This window comes from Acidithiobacillus thiooxidans ATCC 19377 (genome assembly GCF_009662475.1).
In the GTDB taxonomy this organism is placed as follows: domain Bacteria; phylum Pseudomonadota; class Gammaproteobacteria; order Acidithiobacillales; family Acidithiobacillaceae; genus Acidithiobacillus; species Acidithiobacillus thiooxidans.
In genome coordinates this window covers 1,226,542-1,250,153 of sequence record NZ_CP045571.1, presented here as the reverse complement: position 1 = coordinate 1,250,153, position 23,612 = coordinate 1,226,542, and the positions used below count along the sequence as shown (strand labels likewise).

At 50.6% G+C, this 23,612-nt stretch carries 23 protein-coding genes; 18 read left to right on the top strand and 5 right to left on the bottom strand.

What is annotated here, in order from left to right:
- The first annotated feature begins 6 nt into the window (after positions 1–6).
- The 4 genes from GCD22_RS06425 to GCD22_RS06410 all read left to right on the top strand — a co-directional run bounded on the left by GCD22_RS06425 (position 7) and on the right by GCD22_RS06410 (position 7,484).
- Positions 7–2,160 (top strand): TonB-dependent receptor, encoded by a 2,154-nt coding sequence (locus tag GCD22_RS06425; RefSeq protein ID WP_244947592.1) that lies wholly within the window; start codon positions 7–9, stop codon positions 2,158–2,160.
- A 26-nt stretch (positions 2,161–2,186) separates the two neighbouring features.
- Entirely contained in the window at positions 2,187–2,990 is an 804-nt protein-coding gene (locus GCD22_RS06420) for a tetratricopeptide repeat protein (RefSeq protein WP_139112191.1), read from the top strand.
- Positions 2,983–5,052 carry a phosphocholine-specific phospholipase C gene (locus GCD22_RS06415; RefSeq protein ID WP_065974414.1) on the top strand — a complete coding sequence of 690 codons (2,070 nt, stop codon included), beginning with the start codon at positions 2,983–2,985 and terminating at the stop codon, positions 5,050–5,052. The genes GCD22_RS06420 and GCD22_RS06415 overlap by 8 nt, the downstream gene beginning before the upstream one ends.
- Positions 5,053–5,144: 92 nt before the next feature.
- Positions 5,145–7,484, top strand: a complete 2,340-nt coding sequence (locus GCD22_RS06410) for a TonB-dependent receptor (RefSeq protein WP_031569622.1) — start codon at positions 5,145–5,147, stop codon at positions 7,482–7,484.
- A 68-nt stretch (positions 7,485–7,552) separates the two neighbouring features.
- Here GCD22_RS06410 and GCD22_RS06405 read toward each other — a convergent pair whose 3' ends face one another.
- Positions 7,553–8,767, bottom strand: a complete 1,215-nt coding sequence (locus GCD22_RS06405; protein ID WP_065973572.1) for an ISL3 family transposase — start codon at positions 8,765–8,767, stop codon at positions 7,553–7,555.
- Between the two features lie 136 nt (positions 8,768–8,903).
- Here GCD22_RS06405 and GCD22_RS06400 point away from each other — a divergent pair, with 136 nt between their 5' ends.
- Genes GCD22_RS06400 through GCD22_RS06350 form a run of 11 tightly spaced genes read left to right on the top strand, consistent with a single transcriptional unit; the run spans position 8,904 to position 17,906 of the window.
- Positions 8,904–10,292, top strand: coding sequence for an MFS transporter (locus GCD22_RS06400; protein ID WP_024894987.1), 1,389 nt, complete (start codon positions 8,904–8,906; stop codon positions 10,290–10,292).
- A 55-nt stretch (positions 10,293–10,347) separates the two neighbouring features.
- Complete coding sequence (gene phnG / locus GCD22_RS06395; RefSeq protein WP_024894988.1) at positions 10,348–10,824, top strand: phosphonate C-P lyase system protein PhnG; 477 nt, start codon at positions 10,348–10,350, stop codon at positions 10,822–10,824.
- Positions 10,821–11,393: a phosphonate C-P lyase system protein PhnH gene (gene phnH / locus GCD22_RS06390; protein ID WP_031569626.1), complete on the top strand. Its 573-nt coding sequence runs from the start codon at positions 10,821–10,823 to the stop codon at positions 11,391–11,393. Before phnG ends, phnH begins: the two co-directional genes overlap by 4 nt.
- 3 nt (positions 11,394–11,396) lie before the next feature.
- Positions 11,397–12,503 carry a carbon-phosphorus lyase complex subunit gene (locus tag GCD22_RS06385; RefSeq protein ID WP_031569629.1) on the top strand — a complete coding sequence of 369 codons (1,107 nt, stop codon included), beginning with the start codon at positions 11,397–11,399 and terminating at the stop codon, positions 12,501–12,503.
- Positions 12,490–13,317 (top strand): alpha-D-ribose 1-methylphosphonate 5-phosphate C-P-lyase PhnJ, encoded by an 828-nt coding sequence (locus GCD22_RS06380; protein ID WP_031569631.1) that lies wholly within the window; start codon positions 12,490–12,492, stop codon positions 13,315–13,317. The genes GCD22_RS06385 and GCD22_RS06380 overlap by 14 nt, the downstream gene beginning before the upstream one ends.
- On the top strand, positions 13,308–14,090 hold the full coding sequence (locus tag GCD22_RS06375) for an ATP-binding cassette domain-containing protein (protein ID WP_031569634.1): 783 nt from the start codon (positions 13,308–13,310) through the stop codon (positions 14,088–14,090). The genes GCD22_RS06380 and GCD22_RS06375 overlap by 10 nt, the downstream gene beginning before the upstream one ends.
- Positions 14,087–14,785, top strand: coding sequence for a phosphonate C-P lyase system protein PhnL (gene phnL, locus GCD22_RS06370; RefSeq protein ID WP_031569636.1), 699 nt, complete (start codon positions 14,087–14,089; stop codon positions 14,783–14,785). The genes GCD22_RS06375 and phnL overlap by 4 nt, the downstream gene beginning before the upstream one ends.
- On the top strand, positions 14,782–15,921 hold the full coding sequence (locus tag GCD22_RS06365; RefSeq protein WP_031569638.1) for an alpha-D-ribose 1-methylphosphonate 5-triphosphate diphosphatase: 1,140 nt from the start codon (positions 14,782–14,784) through the stop codon (positions 15,919–15,921). The genes phnL and GCD22_RS06365 overlap by 4 nt, the downstream gene beginning before the upstream one ends.
- Positions 15,905–16,612 (top strand): DUF1045 domain-containing protein, encoded by a 708-nt coding sequence (locus GCD22_RS06360; protein ID WP_237747382.1) that lies wholly within the window; start codon positions 15,905–15,907, stop codon positions 16,610–16,612. The genes GCD22_RS06365 and GCD22_RS06360 overlap by 17 nt, the downstream gene beginning before the upstream one ends.
- The gene (locus GCD22_RS06355) at positions 16,609–17,157 is read left to right on the top strand and encodes a ribose 1,5-bisphosphate phosphokinase PhnN (RefSeq protein ID WP_010639151.1); all 549 of its coding nucleotides are present in this window, start codon (positions 16,609–16,611) and stop codon (positions 17,155–17,157) included. The genes GCD22_RS06360 and GCD22_RS06355 overlap by 4 nt, the downstream gene beginning before the upstream one ends.
- Positions 17,154–17,906 (top strand): GntR family transcriptional regulator, encoded by a 753-nt coding sequence (locus tag GCD22_RS06350; RefSeq protein WP_010639152.1) that lies wholly within the window; start codon positions 17,154–17,156, stop codon positions 17,904–17,906. The genes GCD22_RS06355 and GCD22_RS06350 overlap by 4 nt, the downstream gene beginning before the upstream one ends.
- Here GCD22_RS06350 and GCD22_RS06345 read toward each other — a convergent pair.
- A complete protein-coding gene (locus tag GCD22_RS06345; protein WP_081577556.1) occupies positions 17,860–18,792 on the bottom strand; it encodes a YihY/virulence factor BrkB family protein in 933 nt (310 codons plus the stop codon). The two genes, GCD22_RS06350 and GCD22_RS06345, sit on opposite strands and share 47 nt — an antisense overlap.
- Positions 18,789–19,508, bottom strand: a complete 720-nt coding sequence (gene hda, locus GCD22_RS06340) for a DnaA regulatory inactivator Hda (protein ID WP_031569647.1) — start codon at positions 19,506–19,508, stop codon at positions 18,789–18,791. Before hda ends, GCD22_RS06345 begins: the two co-directional genes overlap by 4 nt.
- 256 nt (positions 19,509–19,764) lie before the next feature.
- Here hda and GCD22_RS06335 point away from each other — a divergent pair, with 256 nt between their 5' ends.
- From GCD22_RS06335 to purN, 3 genes are all read left to right on the top strand, one after another.
- The gene (locus GCD22_RS06335; RefSeq protein WP_031569650.1) at positions 19,765–20,382 is read left to right on the top strand and encodes a superoxide dismutase; all 618 of its coding nucleotides are present in this window, start codon (positions 19,765–19,767) and stop codon (positions 20,380–20,382) included.
- 131 nt (positions 20,383–20,513) lie between these two features.
- Complete coding sequence (purM, locus tag GCD22_RS06330; protein WP_031569652.1) at positions 20,514–21,551, top strand: phosphoribosylformylglycinamidine cyclo-ligase; 1,038 nt, start codon at positions 20,514–20,516, stop codon at positions 21,549–21,551.
- Positions 21,544–22,203: a phosphoribosylglycinamide formyltransferase gene (gene purN, locus GCD22_RS06325; RefSeq protein ID WP_031569654.1), complete on the top strand. Its 660-nt coding sequence runs from the start codon at positions 21,544–21,546 to the stop codon at positions 22,201–22,203. The genes purM and purN overlap by 8 nt, the downstream gene beginning before the upstream one ends.
- Before the next feature lie 19 nt (positions 22,204–22,222).
- Here the strand turns inward: purN and GCD22_RS06320 are convergent, their stop codons facing one another.
- Both GCD22_RS06320 and GCD22_RS06315 read right to left on the bottom strand, forming a co-directional pair.
- Positions 22,223–22,879, bottom strand: a complete 657-nt coding sequence (locus GCD22_RS06320) for an SIMPL domain-containing protein (protein WP_162175873.1) — start codon at positions 22,877–22,879, stop codon at positions 22,223–22,225.
- A gap of 69 nt (positions 22,880–22,948) precedes the next feature.
- On the bottom strand, positions 22,949–23,551 hold the full coding sequence (locus GCD22_RS06315) for a cytochrome b/b6 domain-containing protein (RefSeq protein WP_031569658.1): 603 nt from the start codon (positions 23,549–23,551) through the stop codon (positions 22,949–22,951).
- Positions 23,552–23,612 lie beyond the last annotated feature (61 nt).

The following is a 23,612-nucleotide window of genomic DNA, read 5'->3' as shown; positions in this document are numbered from 1 at the left end:
AAAAAATTGGACACTAAATATACCAACAAACATATTTTCAAAGAAACTCAATCAGCCATTGTTCTTGGCACAGAAAATAAAAAAATGATAAGCCCAAATGCAGGCGCAGCAGAACTTTTAGCAACTGCACCAGGCGTTCATATTATGAGTGAAAATCCACAAAATGGCTCGGGCCGATATAACATCACTATAAATGGAATGGGTATTGGATGGTGGAGCGGGAATACCTATAGAAATCAGATAAGCATTTTATTTGATGGAATTCCAATGAATAATCAAATTACTAATGATGGTCAATGGAATTCAAGTCAAATTCCAATTTTATCAATGATTCATGGAGTCAATGTAATTTACGGACCTGGAAATCCGAAGGATCGATGGTACGATAGCCTGGGCGGAACAATTAACTTTGTTCCATTACAACCAACCGCAAAGGCAAATGCCAAAGCAAATTTATCATTTGGCAGCTATGGTAGCAAAACTGCCAGCTTTTCATTGAATACTGGTGATTTTTATGGATGGTCAACAGTATTGGCTGGTGGCTATACAAGTGCAGATTCTTTTTATCAAGGTCCAAGCAATTGGCCACAGCACTCTTGGTCAGTTTATATGAAAACAGCACATCCATTTTCAAATGGCATGCTAACATTTGGCTTTTATAACGAAAAATCAGATGCAACACATAGTCTCACTGTACCAGTAACACCGATAGCTGGATATACTGTTAATGGATACGGAAAACCTGGTCAATTATTAAGCCAGCAAACAAGTGGTTACTATTACGTACCATCATCAGATTTATGGTACAAAGATGACATAGTTGATTCTTACATATTGTATTCACAGCAGATATTTAATTTGGGTGAGGGATGGACTATCAAAAATACACCTTGGTATCGTCATGCATATCGACTGCATCAGGCTTACTTTAATTACGGAGCAACTACCTTTAATCCAGAAGCAGCAGAACACTATGCTCCGACTAGTAACTCTTTCGGCGATCGATTAGGTGTTAACCTTCATTCTCATTACAATGATATCAACCTCGGTGGTTGGTTATCATATCAACAATATAATACGAATGAAGATCTCTGGAATCCATTACTGGGCACATCACAAGATAACCCTTATGTATACAATAACGTAGAATTTAATACATTATTCAGCAATCTTTATGCGCAGGATACCATCAAGTTATTAGATGATCATTTGCGTATAACACCAGGACTTGCTCTAGCAGGTTTCTATACATCCATGAATGATTTAATTAACCCTGAAAGCAAATCACTATACCTAACTGAAACACCGGGTGCGAAAACAAACTTCACACGATTAGAACCATCATTAGGAATTAATTACAAATTCCTGAAGAACTTTTCTGTATATGCAAATTACAGCGAAACTTATCAGAATGAAACAGACTTGGCATATGGAGCTTACTTACAAAAGATTGAAATTAATCCCGCCGATATACCTGTAACAAAAGCTGTAGATTACGAAACTGGTATAAGATTTCATGATAAAAGCACAAACATAGGAATCAATTATTATCATGATTATTTGACCAACCTTTTGAATGGTGTTTCTGGGTCTATAACACAATTCAATGCATCATGTTACAATTTGGGTAATGCCATATACCAAGGTGTCAATATTTATGCAAAATGGCGTCCAATCTGGCAACTATATGTGTATGGGTCTGCAAATGTTCAACATTCTTATTATACTCAAGATTACAATAACTCCGGAACATCATTTAACGGAATGAGATTAACAGGGATACCTCACTATTCTTTTAATGTCTCAGTTTCCTATAAATTCAGGATGCCATACGGAGTTCTAGAACCTGTTCTGACGGATCAGTATTCAGGAGGGCAAACACTATATAACAATGTCGCTGGTGGACCAACAAACCAAACTATAAATGCATATAACATAGTGAACCTTTCTGCCAGCTACAAAACATTTGCATTGAATCATATTATACCCGGTGTTAAAGAAACAGATTTCAATTTCGGAGTATATAATTTACTAAATAGAAAATATGAATCAGATATCTATCTTGCAACTGGCGGATACAATCCACAGGAAGAGCCCTCGTTATTTGCTTATGCGGGAGCACCTCTACAGGTCTTTGGAGGATTGACAGTTAAATTCTAATTCTTAGTCATTTGGGAATTAACGAAATGAAAAAAAGATTTCTTATTGAGAGTTCAGTCTCTCAATCAATAATTGCTTTGATAGCATTTTTCAGTCTGACAGCATCTAGCCAGGCAACCCAATACTATCATGGCCCACTCGTCCAAGCATCCAGGGGATGTTTTGATAAGGACTCTCACGCAATCCAGGTGTTGTCCCAAGGCGCAGCCAAAGGGAATTACGAAGATATCCAAGCTTATGCAGCATATTGGGTCTGCAAAACGCAACCTGAAAAGGCCATCCCATGGTTAAAAAAATCTAGCAACATGGGAAACGGATGGTCAAGTCAGATGCTTGCTCATTATGCATTAAAAAAAATGCACATTGATGGTACAGAAGCGCTCAAATATCTGAATCGTTCTGCTTTGCAGGGAAACGCTTGGGCTGCAAGAGAATTGGCTAATATTTACCTCAACGGTTTATATGGTATAGGTGTAGATCTCCACAAGGCGTCCTACTGGGCGCTTTATGCTGAAAATGTTAAAGAGATTGTTCCCAATACATTTTATTTAGCAGCAAGTTATCGAAATGGCTGGGGCGTACCCAAAAACTTTAAAAAAGCAAAACAACTCTATGCTGAAACTATGCATGTTCTCAAGGAAGCAGCAGATGGTGGTGATCCTTATGCCGACATGCTTTTCTTTGAGTTTTACACAAAATATAGTCAGGATGTGGGTATGAAAAAAAATATGCATCAAGCTAGCTATTGGTTGAATCAAGCTGCAGCAAAAGGCTATCCACCTGCAATAGCCATTTTAAGTGCCAAAAAGGAGCATATTACTCATGAATAATTATAGTCGCAGAGAATTTATGAAAACAATGCTTGCCGCCAGTGCAGCAACCGCAACTTTACCGTGGTCTATTCAGCGTGCTCTGGCTACACCGGCAAACTCGATCAGTGGCAGCATCGAAGATGTTGAACACATTGTGATCTTCATGCAGGAAAATCGCTCATTTGATCATTACTTTGGTCATATATCAGGTGTGAGAGGCTATAATGATCGCTTTCCTCTGCCTTTACCTGGTAGTAAATCAGTATGGGAACAACCACGTCTTGCTGATGCCAATGAAACGATCCTACCTTATCATTTAAATACCCTTACCACTTCAGCCCAGGTTATTGGCGATTTGGACCATAGTTGGTACAGCACCCATGCTGCTATTTCCGGCGGACTATATAATGCCTGGCCGCTATCAAAAACAGATAGAACTATGGGCTATTACCTCCGGCAAGACATACCTTATCACTACGCACTTGCTGATTCTTTTACGGTATGTGATCACTATTTCTCATCAGTGGCTGGTCCGACGCACCCAAACCGATGTTATTTGTGGACTGGAATGGTTGATCCCACAGGCGAAGGTGGTGGCCCCTTAATCAATAACAACGATTATGTTACTGAGCCTAAAGCTTACCCCCCAGTATTCTGGACCACTTACCCAGAAAGACTACAAAAGGCCGGTATCAGCTGGCAAGTTTATCAGGAAGGCACCGAAATAAGTTTGGAAAAGCCTTTCGAAGGCAACTATGGGGATAATCCCTTGGCCATGTTCCGCCAATATGTAGATGCTCCAAACGATTCTCCTTTACGGAAACGCGGTATTTCAGTACGGACTCTGAAACAGTTTCATGAAGATGTTGTACGTGATCGTCTTCCTCAAGTTACCTGGATTGTCGCTCCAGCAGGTTATACTGAACATCCCTCTTACGCACCAGCTTATGGAGCTGTATATATTGCACGCGTGTTGGCAGCATTGACGTCAAATCCCAAAGTTTGGTCTAAAACCGCACTGTTTTTGAATTACGATGAAAATGATGGACTTTTTGATCATGTTATGCCCCCACAACCCCCCACCCCAGTCCGTCCAGGTAAAAGTACGGTGAGTACTGAAGGCGAGATTCATAACGTAATTAATCCACAACAAGCCCCGCTTTATGTTCCTGATGATCTTCCCTATGGTCTAGGCGCAAGAACGCCGATGATTGTGATTTCTCCATGGTCTCAGGGTGGTGCTGTCTGTTCCCAGGTATTCGATCACACGTCTGTTATTCGTTTTGTGGAAAAAAGATTCGGTGTTAGTGAACCCAACATCACTCCATGGCGGCGCTCCATCTGTGGTGATCTTACTTCGGCTTTTGATTTTAGCCGACAGGATTTGCGCAAATATTTATTACCCAGTACAGCCAATAATTTCTCTCTAGTTAAACAAGCAGTAGAACGGCTACCCATGCCTAAAGTTCCAGAACCAGGTTCACAGCAAACTATTATTCCGCAAGAATCCGGTCAGCGAACGAGCCTCCCGATTCCTTACCAGCAAACGTTAAACCTGACTGCAGATGACAGTGGATATCATATACACTGCAAAAATCCCTCAACTGTTGGGGTTTGTTGCTATGCCTATTGGGATGGCAGCACGAAGTTGCCACAACGTTATACAATTGGCGCAGGTCACCATCTAGACGATCATATTCCTTATCCAGAGGGTGAAGCAATAATGACCGTATATGGTCCAAACGGGTTTATTCGTAAATTGCATGGGAAGGGTAAATCTTTATTAGAAGTCTTTGAAATATATTTGCCCTCTGGGGATCTGAGGTTGAGAATCAGAAATCTAGCTACAGAATCACGATCATTGTCAATTAAGGATATTTCCTATGGAAGCCATGACAAACAATTACGCCTTGATGCAAATGAAACAAAAGAAATTGATTTTGCTCTACAATCTAGTCATCACTGGTATGACCTCGCGATCAGCGATGACACCCACCAATGGCGAATAGCTGGGCATGTCGAAAATGGGCGTCCATCTTTAACCGATCCGGCTAATACCAAGCCTGTCTTATCTGTGTAGATCGATTATCAGCTACAAAGGCCATATCCTAGATTAGGCATTAAACAGATAAAACTTTTTTTGCAATCCAACCAACACCTAACGAGGAATTTATGAGTCATTTGCTTCTATCAAAGAAATCTTTATATATAGCCATAATGGCCACCGGTATGATCTGTACCTACAACATATCAATGGCGTATGCAGATCAATCGGAGAATAAACCAGCGATAAACATTGGTGAAGTTAATGGCCAATCAAGTACCGCAGAAAAAAATAAAAAAGACAATAAAAAAGTAGACTTAAAATCCCCTGTACAGACAGTGCATATTACCCAAAGAGATATTGAAGACAATACGCCTTCTGGTTGTAGCATGGTAGAGGCAATTGCTGCGACTACTCCTGGATTCCAGGCTCGTCGTACAGGTACTGCGAGCGGTGCGAATCGCTACCAAATCCGTCTGAATGGCATTCAGATAGGCTTCGACGAAACCGGGCAGGCCGAGATGAATGGCAACCAGATTTTGATGGATGGTATACCGTTAAATAACCCTTTGGCATCCTACCACGGATTCTCAACCGCAGAGCTTCCCATTTCTTCCATGTTTTCTGGTATTAATGTAGTCTACGGTCCAGGTACAGCCAAGCAACACTGGTTTGACTCCATGGGTGGCACCATTGACTTTCGCACCAAATCTTCCGGCGAAAATCCTTCTGCCTTTGTTGATATAGGTGCTGGAAGTTTCAATGCCTATAATGCTAGTACAGGCATTTCTACTGGTGCGATAGATGGCTGGAAAACTTATATAGCTGGGGGCTACACCAGAACCGGACAGGCACGGATCAGTCCTTCACTTACAGGGCCATCCGAAAGCTCCGCCATCTTTGTCAAGACGCAAAAGAAATACCAGAGCGGGAAGTTTTCAGCGGGTTTTTATTTTAATCATACAGAAGAAAATCGCCCTCATTTGATTCCAGTTTATCCATTTGCAGGCGGATCTGTGAATGGTAATGGTGTGGAAGGTCCGGCCTTAAGTCAGGTTACTTCGGGTTTTTACTATACACCATCGAGCAATCTCTGGCGTAAACATGAGAAATATCTCACCTATCTCGGCTATCTGAAACTGACTACCGACCTGTCAAGTAATGTCAAATTTCATAACGCAGTATGGTATCGCGCCGGAAACAGGCTTAAGGTCCGTGTTGACAGCTATGTGATGGCTCCAAAACTAGATACTGAATATTATCCTACCTCATCTGGAAATTTTGGTTATCGGGGTGACTTCACTATAAATCTTCCATGGAACAAAATTGATGTAGGCGGGTATTATCAGCAAACCACCTATGACTCTTCGTTTGCAGGCTATGCTTCATTTATTCCCGGACATAAACTAGGGAGTAATAGTCCTGTCTATTATCGAGATGATCACGATCATTGGAGTGCGGCAAGCGCATTTTTGCAAGACAAAATAACACCGGTTTCTTTTCTGACCATAACACCAGGATTGAATCTTATAAATTATCATATTTCTATTAATAATGTCACATCAGTCTCTTCCGCCGATTTATTTCCTAATGACACAATCGGTGACTTTCCCACTGTGGCTGGCGATACTGCCAATTTCACTAAAATCGCACCTAGCGTGGCCGTTAATGCCACAATTACTCCTGCATTACACGCTTTTGCTACATGGTCACAAAACTATCAGACTCAAATCGATAGTGCCTACGGTGAAGGCGCTTCACATCCAGTTATTGCACCTACTCAACCAGCAAAAATTAATTTTTATATGGCAGGATTGAAATATGCGCAAGGTCCATTGGAAGGTCAAGTTTCATTTGTTCACCAGAAACTCAGTAATCTGGCAGTTCAAATCACTCAAGCAGAATCACAAAATATCATTGTTGAACCTGCGAATGAAACAATCAACGGACTAAACTTTTTATTAGCTTATGGTCATAATCTAGGCTTCAACGCGCGATTATTGGGAAGCATTCTCCATGGCACAGAAAATACAGTTGATGCCGCCGGACAGGCAGTAAATGGTGCTATGGTAACGGGTCTTCCTACATATAACATCAACTTTGGACTAGGTTATCGCATGTATGCTGATCAAACCTTATGGAGCATCAGAGCGTTGGACAATTATCAGTCTGCCACATATCTCTCCAGTGATATTACTGCCTCTCCAACCACACTGCAGTTACCATTTTCAGCTGTCAATCTTGTGAATTTATCTTTATCCGCGAGAACAACCATGTTTGATCATGACATTCCTGGACTAAAACTCATGCGGATTTCGTTAATGTTGGATAATCTACTCAATCGCAAATACAACGTACAGGGATATGTTTCTGCCGGCGGTAATTATGGTGCAGGCAGCGCGGGTAGTATCCTTGCCAGCCCGGGAACCCCACGTGCAGTTTACGCTTCCATTACGGCATCTTTTTAGATTAAACATTATTAAATAATTGCTGTAGACATGCCATCGACCTTGCATCCTGCAGGTTCCTCGTCATTTCAAGTGGGTAGCCTGAGATCCAGCTTACCCAAGATCAGGTAGGCCATATTGATAAAGTTCTTGTGGGTACGGTAACCCCGAGCTTTCGCCTTGGCGGATTGAATGAGGCTGTTAAAACCTTCCAGAATTCCATTGGTGATCTGGCTCTCAAACCAGTGGAGCACACCATCCCAATGATTCATGATGGTGTAGGCAACCTTGACGATAGGCGGCAGATCGCTGGTCTTGGCGTTTTCCAACCAGGCTTTCAAGAGGGTAGCACCCTGATGGCGATTCTTGATCGTGAAGATGTCCTGAAAGGTCAGGCGGAATTGGTAGGCCTGCGCCGTCTTGAGGTTCTGGTCTTTGAGTAATGCCTGCAGCTTTTCTTTCTGCTTCACCTTGAGTTTCCGTTCATTCTTGAGCCAGAGCCAGCGGGTCTTTTTGAGGTCTGGCTGGGTAAATGCTTCGCTCCTGCGTACCGCGTCCACGGCCTCGTTGACGAGCTTCATGAGGTGGAAACGATCAAAGGTCACCTGGGCGTTGGGAAGATGCTCTTTAGCCCCTTTCTGGAAGGCGGGAGACAAGTCCATGCTGACGTCCGTGACAGCTTCTGCGCTGCCCCCATGGGCTTCAAGGTCTGTGGCAAATCGCGCAAAAGTGGAGACGTCCTTACCGGGGGTGGCAAACAGCAGTCGCCTAGCTTCCAGATCTACGAAGAGCGTGATGTAGTCATGGCCGCGCCGACTGCTGGTTTCATCGACGCCGACGGCATGGACATGGGCCATATCCACTCTGGTACGGGCTTCGGGCACATAGTGGTCAATCACCCGCCACAGGAGCGTGTCGGTCTCGCCGATCAGGCGGGCTACTGTCAATACCGGCATCTCCCGCACCAGGGTCATGATCAGCGCTTCAAAGAGCAGGGTGAAACGCGAGCCTTCCCGCGCCCAGGGAACAGGGATCTGATGCACCCCATGTTCCGGGCACATCACACGGGGTACGCGGGCGTGGAGATAGGCTTCATGCTGAAAGAAATCCATGTGCCGCCAAGTATGTTCACGGGTGTCATGTACCGGACACTCCTCACCACAGACGGGGCAAGCAAAGCGACTGCCCTTGGGAAAGTTGATGTGCAGATCCAGGCGCTTCTCCTCCACTTGGAAGGTCACATCGTCCACCAACCACGGCGGTACCAACCCTAACGCGAGAGAAAACAGCTCTTCTGGGACCATCAGCTAACTCCTATTCGGGACACAACTGCTCCGCTGCATTGTAAACCCTACCCACTCGATCTGACGAAGAGCCATCCTGCATTAATAAAGCAGGGCCGATGGATTTGTCCACATCCTATGGAAACGGAGTTTCTCCATGCAACTCATCCACACCCACTTCGATAACCTCAAAATCAATTCCCAGCATCGGCGCATTGTCATAGCGGCGGGGCTCGGAATTTTTCTGGATGGTTATGATCTTTCCATCATTGCCGTGGCCTTGTTGCTCCTCAAACCGCAATGGCATCTGGGGGCCGTTCAGACCGGTCTGTTGGGCGCCGCCACTCTCGCGGGGGCGGCTCTGGGCGGGCTGATTGGCGGCCGTATTGCCGACCGCTATGGTCGCAAAATCCTTTATTTGATCGATGTAGCGACATTTTTTATTGCCGCCATTCTTTCCGGCTTCGCCTGGGATGTCAGCTCCCTTATCATATTGCGCTTCATATTGGGTATTGGCGTCGGTATGGATTACCCTTTGAGCTCCAGCTACATCGCCGAATTCATGCCTAAAATGCAACGGGGCAGTGGCCTTTCCTGGGCTTTTACCCTATGGATGATTGGGGCGGCTGTTTCCGCTGTTATCGGATTGCTGCTTTTGCAAACCGGCCCTGAAGCCTGGCGCTGGATGTTCATCAGTGGTGCCTTACCTGCCCTTGCTGTCCTCTGGTTACGCCGCAATCTCCCGGAAACCCCGCGCTGGTATATGGCCCACAACCGTCCACAGGACGCCTTACGGGTTCTGCGCCAAATTTCTCCGGAAGCCGACAGTCAGGCACTGCATGCGGCAATTGCTGCCCAGAAACAGGATGAGCAACCCATTCGCGCCTGGGCAACCCTGTTTCAACCCGCCTGGATGCGCCGGACCTTATTGATATTGATTCCCTGGATGATGATGGATATCAGTGGATATGGTCTGATTATTTATCTGCCTACCCTGCTGGGCAGTTTTGGCGTGCATTCGCATACCGCAGCCCTCCTGTGGAACGTCATTTTTGATCTGGTTGCGCTGGGTGGAATTGCACTTCTGGCCTTGACCACCCGCAAAATTGGTCGTCTTTTGCCCCAGAATATTGGCTTTGCTCTGGATGTGCTGTTTTTAGGCACGCTTGGGCTGGTGGCGCTGGTCGCACAACCGCCCCTCTGGTTACTGGCCATCACCTTGTTTGGTTATACCTTCTTCAATAATTTTGGGCCTGGATCCACCACCTGGTTTTTACCGGTGGAATTGTTTCCCACCGATTTGCGTGCTTCGGCACATGGTCTGGCTACCGCATGCTCACGCGTTGCTGCAGCTACTTCTGTTTTCCTTCTGCCGTCGGTACATGCCGCAGTCGGTGATGGCTGGCTTATGTTGATACTGGCTTTTACAGCGCTCATCGGGTTGATCGTAACCATGATCCTAGGTCGTAACCTGGAACCCGGAAATCGTAGCCTGGAGGAAATCAGCGAAACAGACCCTGAAGCTGCTCTGCAACCTGCAGCATAGTCATTGCCGGCCAAGCTTATGCCTGTTATGATCCAGTCATCTATACAAGATCAAGATGGATATGCCCAACAGCCCCACACCCCTCACGCATTCAGTAGCACAACGCCCAGACTGGATGCGGGAACTGGCGGTAGCCAGCCTGGAGGATATCCAGATGATTTCAGCCATGGTTAAAAGCTGGCCAAATTATCAGATATTGGCAGGCCCGGAACTTGGCAGCATCATGATTTACGGACGCATTGCCGGAAACGGGTCACCTTTTCCGGTGGGAGAATGCAGCATCACCCGCTGTATGGTGGAGGATACCCAAGGCCATACCGGATATTCCTGGATATTGGGGCAGGAAACTGAAAGAGCATTGTGGGCCGCCCGTTGGGATGCCTTGCTGCAAGATTCCGCCCGTTTTCAAGATCTGTGGCATCGGGCAATCCAGCCCTTGCAACAAAAACGCCTACGCAATGAACAGGCAGTCGTGGATAAAATGCAGCGTACCCAGGTTCAGTTTTTCAGCATGGAAAACATGCGCGCATGAACAGCGGGCAAAATCAGCAGGTTTTCAGAACCCTGTTAAATGCCATGTCCGCACCCGGTAAAACTTTTGCGTTCGACACAGCAGAATGGTCTGACAGACTGTCTTCAGCCCCCTTATCTCCTGCCTGTGCGGCTATTTGCCTGAGCCTGCTGGATGGTGCCAGTCCGATCAGCGTTTTCCAGATGCCGGAATCTGTAGCGCCCTGGCTACTCAGGCACTGTCGGGTCCCCATCAGTTCACCAGAACAAGCTGTATTTGCCCTTGGCACGGGTAAGCACTGGGATTGGGATCAAAACTTGCTGAATATTGGCAGTGAAGAAGAACCGGAAAAAGGCGCCACCCTGATTCTGGAGCTGGACAGCCTGAGCGATGGAGCGCCTCTGCAGTTGACTGGTCCCGGCATTGCCAGCAGCCGGACAGCCGCCCCCCGGCTCGCACCCGGATTCGTGAACTTCTGGCATAAGCAGCAGGGCCTTTATCCTCGCGGGATAGATCTGATTTTATGCTGCAGGAATGAATGTCTTTGCCTGCCCCGCTCCATCAGCATTCATGCAGACAGGGAGAATTAAGTCATGTCCTATGTAGCCGCCAAAGGAGGTGCCCAGGCCATTCACGCCGCCCATCAGATGGTTGCCGAAAGAAATGCAGCAAATCCTGACGACCTGCAGGCACAAATCGCCCGGCACCTGCATCTGAGCATTGATCGCATCATGGCCGAAGCCTCGCTGTACGACCGGGATATTGCCGCAAAAGCCCTTCTGCAAGCGCAGGGCGACAGTATCGAGGCGGTATTTATCGTCCGCGCCTACCGCGCCACATTAAGTCGTTTTCTGGATTCGCTTCCTCTTAATCTCGGCCAAGCCCATTTGCAAAGACATATATCTGCTGCCTTCAAGGACGTTCCCGGCGGCCAGCAACTCGGAGCCACCTATGATTACTCCCATCGTCTGCTCGGTTATTTTCAGAACCTGCCCGCGCAGGAAGAAGCAGAAGCTGCCTCCGCCACCTCCGGCATCCCTCCAAAAGCCACTCTGAACAAAACCAGCGTCATGGAACTTCTCGAAACAGAAGGTCTGATTGAAAAGAGCTCTACCGAAGCAGCAGATGCCGAAAATCGGGACATCACCCAAATCCCGCCCGGTTTTCCTGCCAGTCGTGCCCAGCGCCTGCAAACATTGGCGCGGGCGGATGAAGGTTTTGTGCTCGGCATGGCCTACTCTACCCAACGCGGCTATGGGCAAAACCATCCCTTTATTGCCGAATTAAGCCATGGCTCCGTCAATGTCGAAATCTGCCCGCCAGAACTGGGCTTCAGCCTCTGCATCGGCAGCATAGAAATGACAGAATGCCAGATGATCAACCAGTTTCAGGGAGACTCACCGGACACGGCCACCTTTACCCGAGGCTACGGACTGGTTTTCGGACACAATGAACGCAAGGCCATCGCTATGGCATTGCTCGATCGTGCCTTGCGCGCTCAGGAACTTGGCGAAAAGGTGGACGCGCTCGCACAGGATGAAGAATTTGTGCTCAGTCATTGTGATAATGTGGAAGCCACCGGTTTTGTGGAACATCTGAAACTTCCCCACCATGTGGATTTTCAGAGTGAAATTTCGACATTACGGGCTCTGCGCGCCCAATCGCCCGGCACAACGGTAAAACACGATGATGCCCTATAACTTTGCCTATCTCGATGAAAACAGTAAACGGGCCATCCGCCGCAGTCTGCTCAAAGCCGTTGCCATTCCCGGTCACCAGATTGCCTTTGCCAGCCGGGAAATGCCTCTGCCCTATGGTTGGGGAACCGGAGGTATCCAGGTAACTGCCGCCATTATCGGGAAGGATGATATTCTCAAAGTCATTGATCAGGGCGCCGATGACACCACCAATGCCGTTTCCATCCGGCATTTTTTCCAAAGCGTAGCCGGAATCGCCACGACGACCGACACCCGGCAGGCCAGCATCATCCAGACCCGCCACCGGATCCCGGAAACAGCACTGCGTGCCGACCAGATCATCGTCTATCAGGTCCCCATGCCTGAGCCGCTCTTCAAGCTGGAACCACGCCGCACGGAAACCCGGATTTTGCACGCCATGGCCGATTACAGCCTGATGTACTTACAGCTTTATGATCACATTACCCGCTATGGCCGCGTGGCTATCGGCTATGATTACCCGGTCATGGTGCATGACCGGTACCTGATGTCGCCCTCTCCCATTCCGGCTTTTGATGTCCCGAAAATGCACATGAACCCTGCCCTGCAACTATTCGGAGCCGGGCGCGAAAAACGCCTCTACGCCGTTCCTCCTTATACCCGCGTCGTGCCTCTGGCCTTTGAAGATTACCCCTTTACTCCGCTGCAGGCGCAAGCCCCCTGCGCGCTGTGTGGATCGACCAGCTCCTACAAGGACGAAATCATTCTCGATGACAGCGGTAAAAGACAGTTTGTCTGTTCCGACACCGACTATTGCGGGCGACCATCATGCCAGTAAACATCCAACCTGCACTGGTCGCCCGAAACCTGTATTTTCACTTTGGCAAGCAGCCAGTGATTCGTCAGGTGTCTCTGGAATTATATCCCGGCGAAGTCCTGGCCATTGTTGGCGAAAGTGGTTCGGGCAAATCCACCTTGCTGAACCTCTTTTACGGCACCTTGTCGCCCACTCAGGGTGCAATACAGGCCAGCACTCCGGATCTGGGCTTGCGTCCTGTCTCTGCACTCAGCAGACAGACACTCCGGCATCTGCAACGCACGGCCTGGGGCTTTGTCTGCCAGAATCCCCGCGATGCCCTGCGCATGGAAATCAGCGCCGGCGGCAATATCGTCGAAAGACGCATGATCATGGGCCTGCGCCATTATGGCCAATTGCGCGAGGAAGCCCTGTACTGGCTGCAAAAAGTGGAAGTTGATCCGACCCGCCTGGATGATTTACCCGAAACTTTTTCCGGCGGCATGTTGCAGCGCCTGCAGATTGCCCGCACACTCATCAGCCAGCCCGCCCTGCTTTATCTGGACGAACCCACCAGCGGTCTGGATGTTTCCGTACAGGCCGCCTTGCTGGACCTGCTCCGCAAACTGGTTATTGCGGAAAATATGGCGGTAGTGCTGGTTACCCATGATCTGGCAGTAGCCCGCCTCCTCGCCCAGCGCATTGCGGTCATGCGTCAGGGCGAAATCATCGAAGAAGGGCTGGCCGATCAGGTGCTGGATGATCCGCAACATCCTTACACCCAACTTTTGGTCAGTTCGGTGCTCCCGGCATGAATATTCTGGAAATTGAAAAACTCAGCAAAAAATTTGTGTTGCATCTGCGTGGTGGTTTGAATCTGCCTATTTTGCGCCATATACAATTGAGCGTTGCTGCCGGTGAATGCGTCGCGCTGGTCGGCGCCTCAGGTAGTGGAAAATCATCCCTGCTGAGAACAATATATGGGAATTATCGGGCAGAATCCGGTGCCATCCGCCTGCGCAACGGGCTGAGTATGGTGGATATTTTGCAAAGCAGCCCCCGCGAAATCATCGCGTTGCGGCGACAGGTCATGGCTTATGCCAGTCAGTTTCTGCGGGTCATTCCCAGAGTCTCCACCCTGGATCTGGTCGCGCAACCCCTGGCCGATCAGGGCATTGATACGCAAACGGCCATGGAACGCGCCACTGAGATATTGCTGGAATTGAATCTGCCGCAACACCTGCACGCCCTGCCTCCCGCCACCTTTTCCGGGGGCGAACAGCAACGGGTGAATCTGGCCAGAGCTTTTGTCGGTCAACACCCCCTGATTCTGCTCGATGAACCGACCGCTTCCCTGGATGGTCGCAATGCTACAGCGGTCAAAAACAAGATTCTTCAAGCCAAAAAAACCGGTCGGGCGGTGCTGGCGGCATTTCACGACCCCGACTTTATCGCTCAGGTGGCTGATCGCCAATATTCCATCCCATCCTTTTCGGAGCCTGTCCCATGAAAACCCTGACCTTCAGTAATTTCCGTATGGTTCTGGAAGATCGCATTGTTCATGGCGCTCTGACCCTGGATGAAAACGGCAAAATCATAGCGCTGGAACAAGACCCGCATCCCCGACCCGGCAGTGAAGACGGACAGGGCGACTGGTTGTTGCCCGGACTGGTGGATGTGCACACCGACAATCTCGAACGCCAGGTACAGCCGCGCAGCAACGTGCGCTGGCCTTCCCGTTCCGCTTTTCTGGCCCATGACAGCCAGTGTGCGGCCGCAGGCATCACCACTGTGGCAGATGCCCTCTGTGTCGGAGATGCCGGCTTTGAAAGCCAGCGTATCCAGACCCTTCGCGATGCGGTCGTAGATCTTACTTTTCTGGATGAACAAGGGTTATTACGTTCCGACCATGTGCTGCATCTGCGCTGTGAACTCCCGACACCCAACATGCAGCAATTGTTTGAAACAGCAATGGCTCAGGCCCCGGTTCACATGATCAGCATCATGGACCACACCCCCGGCGTCGGCCAGCATGCCAATCTCGACAAATTCCGCGAAGGACGGCGTGGTGATGGATACAGCGAGGCCGAACTGGACCAGATGATTGTGGAAGCCCAGCAGCGTCGGGAAATGCATAGTGAGATCAATCGGCATTATCTTCTCGAAAAATTGCACGGGATGGGTTTGCAAATCGCCAGCCATGACGACCGCACCGCCGAAGAAGTTCGCCGAAACGCCGCAGAGGGTATTCGCATTGCCGAATTCCCGGTGACCCTGGAAGCGGCACAGGAAGCCAGAAAACTGGGGATGGCCACCGTCGCAGGTGCCCCCAACGTGGTGCGCGGTGGCTCCCATTCCGGCAATGTCGCCGTACGCGATCTGGTTGCCGCCGGACTGGTGGATGTGCTCGCCTCGGACTACGTCCCCCACGCCATGCTGGAAGCGGCCTTTGCTCTGACCCGCATGAGCCTGATCAAGCTCCCTGAAGCGGTGCAGATGGTCAGCCTCGCCCCGGCGCGCATGCTCGGGCTGGAAGATCGTGGCGCGCTGCAAATCGGCATGCGCGGCGACCTGCTCCGGGTGCGCGATTTCGACAACCATCCTTTATTGCGTGCAGTCTGGAAAGCCGGTGAAAGAATTGCCTGAATCCATGCGTGTCGCCATTTATTATGTACCAGAAGCCGATGATCCCCTGTGGATAGCAGGTAGCCATTGGTTGGGTTGGGATTCCGAAACTGCGCAGGCAAGACAAAGACCCCCGATTCATGGCCTCGCAGAGGCTTCACGACGCGCCAGTCGTTATGGCTTCCATGCCACCATCAAAGCGCCCATGCCCTTGCAGGGTAACCTGGATAAGCTGATCGCAAAGCTGGAGCAACAGCTCGCAGATACCCCGGCTTTTTTCCTGCCTCCCCTGCAATTGGTTCAGGATGAAGGCTTTGTTGCTCTGCGTCTTAGCCAGCCCTGTCCTGAACTGCACGCATTGGCAGATGCCTGCGTGCGCAACCTGGAACCCTGGCGGCGGCCCTACACTGACGAGGAAATTTCGGCAAGAAGCCAGAAGTTAAAGCTTCCCCAGCACCGAGAATACCTGGAACGATGGGGCTATCCATATGTATTTGAAGAGTTTGTTTTTCACATGACGCTCAGTGACCAGCAACCGGACACGCGTTTGCTGACAATCGCCAAAGAGTATTTTGGTGACATCCCCTGGCGGCCACGCCGCTTGCAGAGCCTCGCATTAGCCTGTGAAACAGACCCGAACGCACCCTTCACCCTTTTGCGTCGCCTGCCCCTCGCTCCGGCGATACCCGCCCCCCGCCAAAATAAATCATGAAGCCCCTGCTGGTTCTGGTAGTGGGTCCTTCCGGTGCGGGCAAGGATTCAGTTATTCGCGGCGCAGAAGCCACACTGAAAAATGACCCACGTTTTTATTTCGCCCGGCGAATGGTTACCCGCAATACTCCACAGGCTGGAGAAATCAACATCAGTGCCGAAGCATTCAGACAGCACACTGAATCCGGTTATTTTGCCAAAACCTGGGACGCGCACCAGCTATCCTACGGTCTGCCCCGGTCGGAATTGCAGCCCCAAAACGCCGCTGTGCAGATCATCATTGCCAATGTTTCGCGCACGGTATTGAATGACCTGCTTGCGGAACATGGTGGACATGTTTTATATATCACCGCTTCGCCCTCGGAAATTCGCCGCCGCCTGGAAAAACGCCATCGTGAAAGTGCTGCATCCATCAACGACCGCCTGCGTCGTCACATTCCCCTGCCGGAGCAGTTGCCCATGACCACCATCCGTAATGATGGATTGCTGGAAGAGGCCATCAAACAATGTGTGCACAGCCTCATCGGTTTGGTGGAACGCCCATGATCAGCACCAGCAAAGTGCAGTTCGTCCCCGGAATCACCATCTGGAAACAAATTGTCGATGATCTGCAGGCCCGCATAGATTCCGGTGAACTTGTCGAAAACCAGAAACTGCCCGGCGAGGCGGATCTGGCCAAGGCTTACGGAGTCAATCGCCACACCATGCGCCGCGCCCTGCAGGAACTCGCGGCCGTGGGCAAAGTGCGCATACAGCATGGTCGCGGCAGTTTTGTTGCCAAGCATGTGTTTGACTATGAACTGGTCGAAAGGCCGCGCTTTTCGGAATGGGTCAAAAAGTACAATAAACCCGGCAAAAATGACATTCTCGAAGCGGCCATACTGAATCTGGCCGAGCTGCCTGAATTGGCGCGCATTCAGCAATATGGCGTCTTCCCGGAATATTCCCAGGTTGCCATGATCAAAACCCTTGGCCGGGTCGGTGAAGAGCCCATTTCCATTGCCAGACATCTTTTTTTCGGGGAAGCCCTGCTGGCCCTGGTGGATGATCTGCACGCCGGACGCGGTATCACTGAATCCCTGCGCCAGCATGGCATACAGGATTATACCCGCATGCGCTCCACCATTTCGGCCGCCATGTCCGGCCCCCAGGAGCGGGAGCTGCTGCAAGTCGAAAAAGGTGAAATCGTTTTTGTCTGCGAAAACGTCAACGTCGACACGAGCGGCGTCGGCATAGAATTCTCAACGGTCATTTATCCGTCTTCACGGGTGCGGCTGGTTTATGAGCCGGGTTGAGCGCGTTCTGGTTAGAATAAACACCCGCTTCAGCCATCTCCGCGCCGAATAAAATGCTGGCCCAGGCCATATACAACCAGAGCAGAAACACCGGAAAAGCGCCCAGAGCCCCGTAAACTGTTTCAAAAGTCGAGAAGCGCAAATAGGCGGATAGCCCGAATTTGTCCAGCTCAAACAAAAAGGCTACCGTCATACCCCCCAGCAGCGCATCACGCCAGCGCGGCGCTGCCGCCGGCAGAATCTTGTAGAGCAGCAGCATCATCACCGTCACCACCAAAAAAGTCAGAATATGACTGAAAAACGGCGGCAGCACGGGAATATGCCCCAGATATTTTAACAAGGGTTGTAAAGGCCCCAGCAGGGGCAGGAGCAAGGCCACACTCAGGGGCGCCACGACCAGCATGGCGAGATAACGCAAAACCCGGCACCACCAGCAATGGGGTGCAACCCCCCAGATGGCGTTCAGATGCCGCTCTACCGCGTGCAGCAGAAACACAGCCGTCAACGACAAACCGATTACCCCCAGCAACCCCAGTTGGGCACCCTTGGCGGCCAGTAAATTCACTTCATGAAGAATGGTATAACCCGTCTGCGGAACAAAGCTGCGCAATATCAGACGATCCACCTGTGTGCGATGCATCACGCTGAAACCCACCAGATTCCACATACTGAATACCAGCACTGCCAGCGGAATCAAACCGAATAAAGTCGTATAGGACAGCAGACCAGCCCGATCAATGCAGTCATCTTTCCAGAAGCCATGCCAGGCCCGATACCAGCGAAAGCCAAAACGAAGCACAAATCCCCTACGGGCATGAGGCAGCGGGCGCGGACCATCTTCCTTTTTACCAAAACACTGCTGGCCCTCTTTCTGATCGGTGCTCACGAAGACGCCTCCCTGTCCAGACAATGACGAATAAATGGAATGGTCAGTTGGCGTTGCTGCTCCCAGCTACGTGCATCCAGCATCTCCAGCAAGGACTCCAGCACGACCATATCCCGCGACTGATGGCGTAGCACATACCGGGCAACGTCCCGGTCCATGCGTAAGCCGCGACGCCGGGCCATGGTCTGTAAAATATGCTGCCGCTGTAGATCATCGGGTAATTGCAGAGCCATTGGCACACAGGCACTGAACCGGCTCGCCCAATCCGGCAGCGTCCAGACGAGTTGCCGGGATGCTTCCCGACCCGCCAGCAGCAAAGGCCGGGCTCGATGAAAACGTTCATTGTAAAGGTCATACAAAAATTTTTCTTGATCCACCTGACCGGCCCAGGCGTCCACATTATCCAGACAGACCAAAGGCGCATCCACCAGACTGGAAAAAGTTTCCGGGAGCGCCAGGTCTACAAAGGACTGCATCATTTCGGCGCATTCAATATAAGGTATCCAACCTGCATCGCTTTGGGCAGCACCCTGTAATAAATGGCTTTTACCAACCCCTCCCGGGCCATACAAATAAAGAACAAACATGGGTGCAGGCCGTACCAGCAGACTCCGCACGGCATTCAATGCCGCAGTGTTGGGTTCTGGACAAAAATCATCAAGCGTTGCGCCACTTCGCAACCCCAAAGGCAAGCGCATCTGGCCATTAGCGAGCATCAGCAGCGCCTGAACGACAAAAATCGGAAGCCTTCAGGGCTTACCCAGGGGAAACTATCATGGCTTGGCATGACTCCAGAAGCTAGGCAAGGGACCCTTGGCTGTCAAGCAGATTCTTATCTACCTTCCTGCTCTATAAAACCTTGCAAATAGGCTTCAGCACCGTCAGACGACCAGCAGGTCGTTTGCAGCCATCCCTGCCACTGACTACAATCACAGGGATTCATTCCCAACCGACCAGCAGGAGAGTAAAGCAATGTCTGAATATAAAGTACGTGAAGAATTGAAGCCCAGCGGTCTTGACGGCATTTCCGACGCCCAGATCAACGATCACTGGGGCTTGTACACCGGCTATGTCAACCAGAGTAATGCCCTGCACAAAGAACTGGAAGAAATGCGTGCAGCTGGCAAAACCGCCTCCCTGACCTATGCCGACCGTCGTCGTCGTTTTGGTTTTGAATACAATGGCATGGTTTTGCATGAATACTACTTCGCCCAGATGAAACCCGGCGTCAGTATGGATCAGGCCCCCGGTTTCAAGGCTGCAGTCACCGAACAGTTCGGCAGCGCCGAAGCCTGGCACGAAGACCTCATGGCTGCAGCCAAAAGCCGCAGCATTGGTTGGGCGATTGCCTATTACGATGGGACTACCGGCCAGATCAACAACCATTTCGTCCAGTTACACGAAGATGGCAACATTGGTGGCTTTGTCCCCCTGGTTATTGTAGACGTGTTTGAACATGCCTACATGGTTGACTGGAAAGCCCTGGGGCGTGGCGATTACCTGGCAGCACTCCACAAAAACATGAACTGGAGTGTCATTGAAGCACGCTTCCAGGCAGCCAGAAGCGGACAGATTTTCAAGCGCTTCTGATCGGTTAGCGGGGTAACCCTGACGCCCCATGACTTGTGGCGTCTGAGTGAAGAGCGGCCTGGCCGCTCTTTTCTTTTGACAGCAGCCAGCCCCCCTCATAACATGACCCGAAATTGACGGAGGAACTTGCTGTGGACAGCCCCAAACCGCTTAGCTATCGCAGTGCAGGAGTCAACATTGACGCAGGAAATGCGCTGGTTGACCGGATCAAGCCCCTCGCCCGCAGTACCCACCGCCCCGGAGTGCTTGGCGGTATTGGCGGCTTTGGTGGACTTTTTGAATTGCCCACCGGTTATCGCGAACCGGTACTGGTATCAGGAACCGATGGCGTCGGCACCAAATTGCTGCTGGCCCTGGAAGCCCAGCAGCATGATGGGATTGGCATTGATCTGGTAGCCATGTGTGTCAACGACATCCTGGTTTCCGGCGCTGAACCCCTCTGGTTTTTGGATTACTACGCCTGCGGACAACTGGACACGGCGGTAGCCGAAGCCGTCATCACCGGAATTGCCGAAGGCTGCCGTCAGGCGGGCTGTGCCCTACTGGGCGGCGAAACCGCCGAAATGCCCGGTATGTACCCCGGCGGTCATTATGACCTGGCGGGCTTCGCGGTCGGCATCGTCGAAAAAAACGAAATATTGAGCAGTGATGCCTGTCAGGAAGGGGATGCCCTTATCGGCATCGCCTCATCCGGCGCCCACAGTAATGGCTACTCCCTCATTCGTGAAATTCTGGTCCGCAGTGGTGCTCATGCGCATATTCAGTTAAATGGCGAAGCCCTGGTCGAACTCCTGCTACGTCCCACCCGGATTTACGTGCAGGCAATCCAGAATCTGCGTAAGGTCGTCAGCGTTCATGCTCTCGCTCACATTACTGGCGGAGGACTCAACGAAAATCTGCCCCGCTCCCTGCCCGCCCAGCTGAGCGCCCACATCAACCCCCAAAGTTGGCAAATCCCTACGCTGTTTCAGTGGTTGCAGGAGCAAGGTCAAGTCAGTACCGAAGAAATGCGGCGGGTATTCAACCTCGGCATTGGCATGGTCGCCATCGTCCCCTGGGAATCCCGGCAAAACGCTCTGGAATCCCTGCAGGCCAGCGGGGAGCAAGCGTATGTCATTGGTCAGCTTGCCCTCCGTCAGACCGATAACGGGGTAGTTTTTCTTGACTAAAAAACTGGTGCTGCTGATTTCCGGTCGCGGCAGCAATTTACAAAGCATCCTGCGGGCCTGTCAGACCGGACAAATAGCCGATGCGGAAATCGCCGCAGTCATCAGCAATCGGGCCGAAGCCCCAGGACTGATGATGGCTCAGGCAGCAGGTATCCCCACCGAAGTCACAGACCATCGTGACTTTCCCAGTCGCGCCGAGTTTGATACTGCGCTGCAGCAGCAGGTTGACCGCTACGCTCCGGATCTGGTGGTACTTGCCGGTTTCATGCGGCAACTGACAGATACTTTTGTAGAACACTATCTGGGACGGCTGGTCAACATTCACCCTTCCCTGCTGCCCGCCTTTCCCGGTCTGCATACCCATGCCCGCGCCATCGCTCAGGGTGTCTGCTGGCACGGTGCCAGCGTCCATTTTGTCATCCCGGAACTGGACGCCGGCCCGGTCATCATTCAGGCTGCCGTACCTGTCCATACGGATGACGACCCGGCCAGGCTGGCGGCAAGAGTTCTTGCTGCCGAACACGAAATTTATCCCCGGGCATTGAACGCCGTTCTGAGCGGCTGGTGCAGCCTGAAGGAAGGCAGGGTGATTTGGTCAACACCTGTTCCTTCCTGCGCAGATACGGCCATCAATCCGGTTATTACAAGATAGTCATCGCCTAAAAAGCCCGTCACTGTCCATTCAGACAACACACTGAACCGGAAACTTCCACAGACATCGCCGATTCACCGGGCGCACTGGCCACGGGAGCACGCGCCGCCATCATCAGCACTGGCCCGGGAGAACTGCGTAACGTATTAATCTGTACAGAATTCAGCACGCTTTGCGCATAACCAAAATCCTTGCAAAAGTTATTCGCACGCTGCTTAAAGCGCTGAATAGCCTGATGGGCTGCTGCTGTTGCAGCGCTTTCACGGGCACTTTCAGTAGGGGCAGCCTGCATGGAAACCAGCTCCAGACGGGATTGTAAATCTCCCAGGAGCTGATCCAGCCGGGAGGATTGTGGAGCGCTGACCTGCAAAGTCTGCTGTACGGTCCAGCCATCGGGCTTACCATCCACATAATCACGTTGCGTGTGATAATTCATCGTCTGCGCCTGGACATGATCAGCTTTCCCCGTCTGCTGTAAGGCCCAACGCATTTTTGCGTTCACTTTTTGCCCCAGATCTGCAGCATTTGGCCCGGTGGCACTGGCCTGCAACTGCGCAACCATGAGCGTATTGGGCACATGGTAAGCTTGTTGCACGCTGAGATTTATTTCCTGGGCAGCCGTACCCGCTGAAGCCGCCAGTGAAACAGGGAATAATCCCCACAGTAAAATTTTCATTGCATTTTTCATTTAGTTTCTCGCTCCATTCAGTGACTGATGCATGCACCCGTTCGCCAGTGTTAACAACTAACTACCCAGACGGAAAATATCAAGAATGCGATCGCGGCGCAGCAAATGCACACTAAACATCCCCACATGCCCAATCCAGTAAGCCCATACCAGATTGGACAAAGCTTTATGCAAAGGGATCAGAGTTTGCAGCACCGCTCCAGGGGGCGTACCTCCCTGGGGTAGAAAGAAAAAAATTATCGTACCGGTAAGGGCCATCCAACTGACCAGAAGCAGACCAAGCCCATGGATCAGGGCAGCAAGTCTAGAAGCTGGGCCGGGAGATTGAAGTTTTCCGTGCAAAAGTAACCGAAGGTCATTAAAAACCGGTTGCCAGGGACCCGTTAATGGAAAAAATTGCTGGCGTACCCTTGCGGAAGTGGCAATCCAGAGCCACTGCCAGAGCAGGAAAAGTGCAGTAGTCAAACCCACCCAGGCATGAAAGCTGAACAGTAACTGCGTGAAACTGGCATAATCTGCGTGTTGCCAATCGGGTGTCATCCATAAGGAGGAAAACAGTTGAATGGTTACACCGACAGCAATACCGGCGTGAAGCCAGCGTGCCTCCGGTGGCCACAGATTTTCCCTACCAGCACCAGAGTCTGGGCTATTTCTTTTCAAAGATATAATTCCATAATTTGCCATGCGTCAGACATGAAAACATAGCCCACATCCATTTTAA

Bases quoted from the DNA above. Each gene is read 5' to 3' on its own strand.
- GCD22_RS06420 (WP_139112191.1), top strand. From the start codon at position 2,187: ATGAAAAAAAGATTTCTTATTGAGAGTTCAGTCTCTCAATCAATAATT.
- GCD22_RS06415 (WP_065974414.1), top strand. From the start codon at position 2,983: ATGAATAATTATAGTCGCAGAGAATTTATGAAAACAATGCTTGCCGCC.
- GCD22_RS06410 (WP_031569622.1), top strand. From the start codon at position 5,145: ATGAGTCATTTGCTTCTATCAAAGAAATCTTTATATATAGCCATAATG.
- GCD22_RS06405 (WP_065973572.1), bottom strand. From the start codon at position 8,767: ATGGTCCCAGAAGAGCTGTTTTCTCTCGCGTTAGGGTTGGTACCGCCG.
- GCD22_RS06400 (WP_024894987.1), top strand. From the start codon at position 8,904: ATGCAACTCATCCACACCCACTTCGATAACCTCAAAATCAATTCCCAG.
- phnG (WP_024894988.1), top strand. From the start codon at position 10,348: ATGGATATGCCCAACAGCCCCACACCCCTCACGCATTCAGTAGCACAA.
- phnH (WP_031569626.1), top strand. From the start codon at position 10,821: ATGAACAGCGGGCAAAATCAGCAGGTTTTCAGAACCCTGTTAAATGCC.
- GCD22_RS06385 (WP_031569629.1), top strand. From the start codon at position 11,397: ATGTCCTATGTAGCCGCCAAAGGAGGTGCCCAGGCCATTCACGCCGCC.
- GCD22_RS06380 (WP_031569631.1), top strand. From the start codon at position 12,490: ATGATGCCCTATAACTTTGCCTATCTCGATGAAAACAGTAAACGGGCC.
- GCD22_RS06375 (WP_031569634.1), top strand. From the start codon at position 13,308: ATGCCAGTAAACATCCAACCTGCACTGGTCGCCCGAAACCTGTATTTT.
- phnL (WP_031569636.1), top strand. From the start codon at position 14,087: ATGAATATTCTGGAAATTGAAAAACTCAGCAAAAAATTTGTGTTGCAT.
- GCD22_RS06365 (WP_031569638.1), top strand. From the start codon at position 14,782: ATGAAAACCCTGACCTTCAGTAATTTCCGTATGGTTCTGGAAGATCGC.
- GCD22_RS06355 (WP_010639151.1), top strand. From the start codon at position 16,609: ATGAAGCCCCTGCTGGTTCTGGTAGTGGGTCCTTCCGGTGCGGGCAAG.
- GCD22_RS06350 (WP_010639152.1), top strand. From the start codon at position 17,154: ATGATCAGCACCAGCAAAGTGCAGTTCGTCCCCGGAATCACCATCTGG.
- hda (WP_031569647.1), bottom strand. From the start codon at position 19,508: ATGCTCGCTAATGGCCAGATGCGCTTGCCTTTGGGGTTGCGAAGTGGC.
- GCD22_RS06335 (WP_031569650.1), top strand. From the start codon at position 19,765: ATGTCTGAATATAAAGTACGTGAAGAATTGAAGCCCAGCGGTCTTGAC.
- GCD22_RS06320 (WP_162175873.1), bottom strand. From the start codon at position 22,879: ATGAAAATTTTACTGTGGGGATTATTCCCTGTTTCACTGGCGGCTTCA.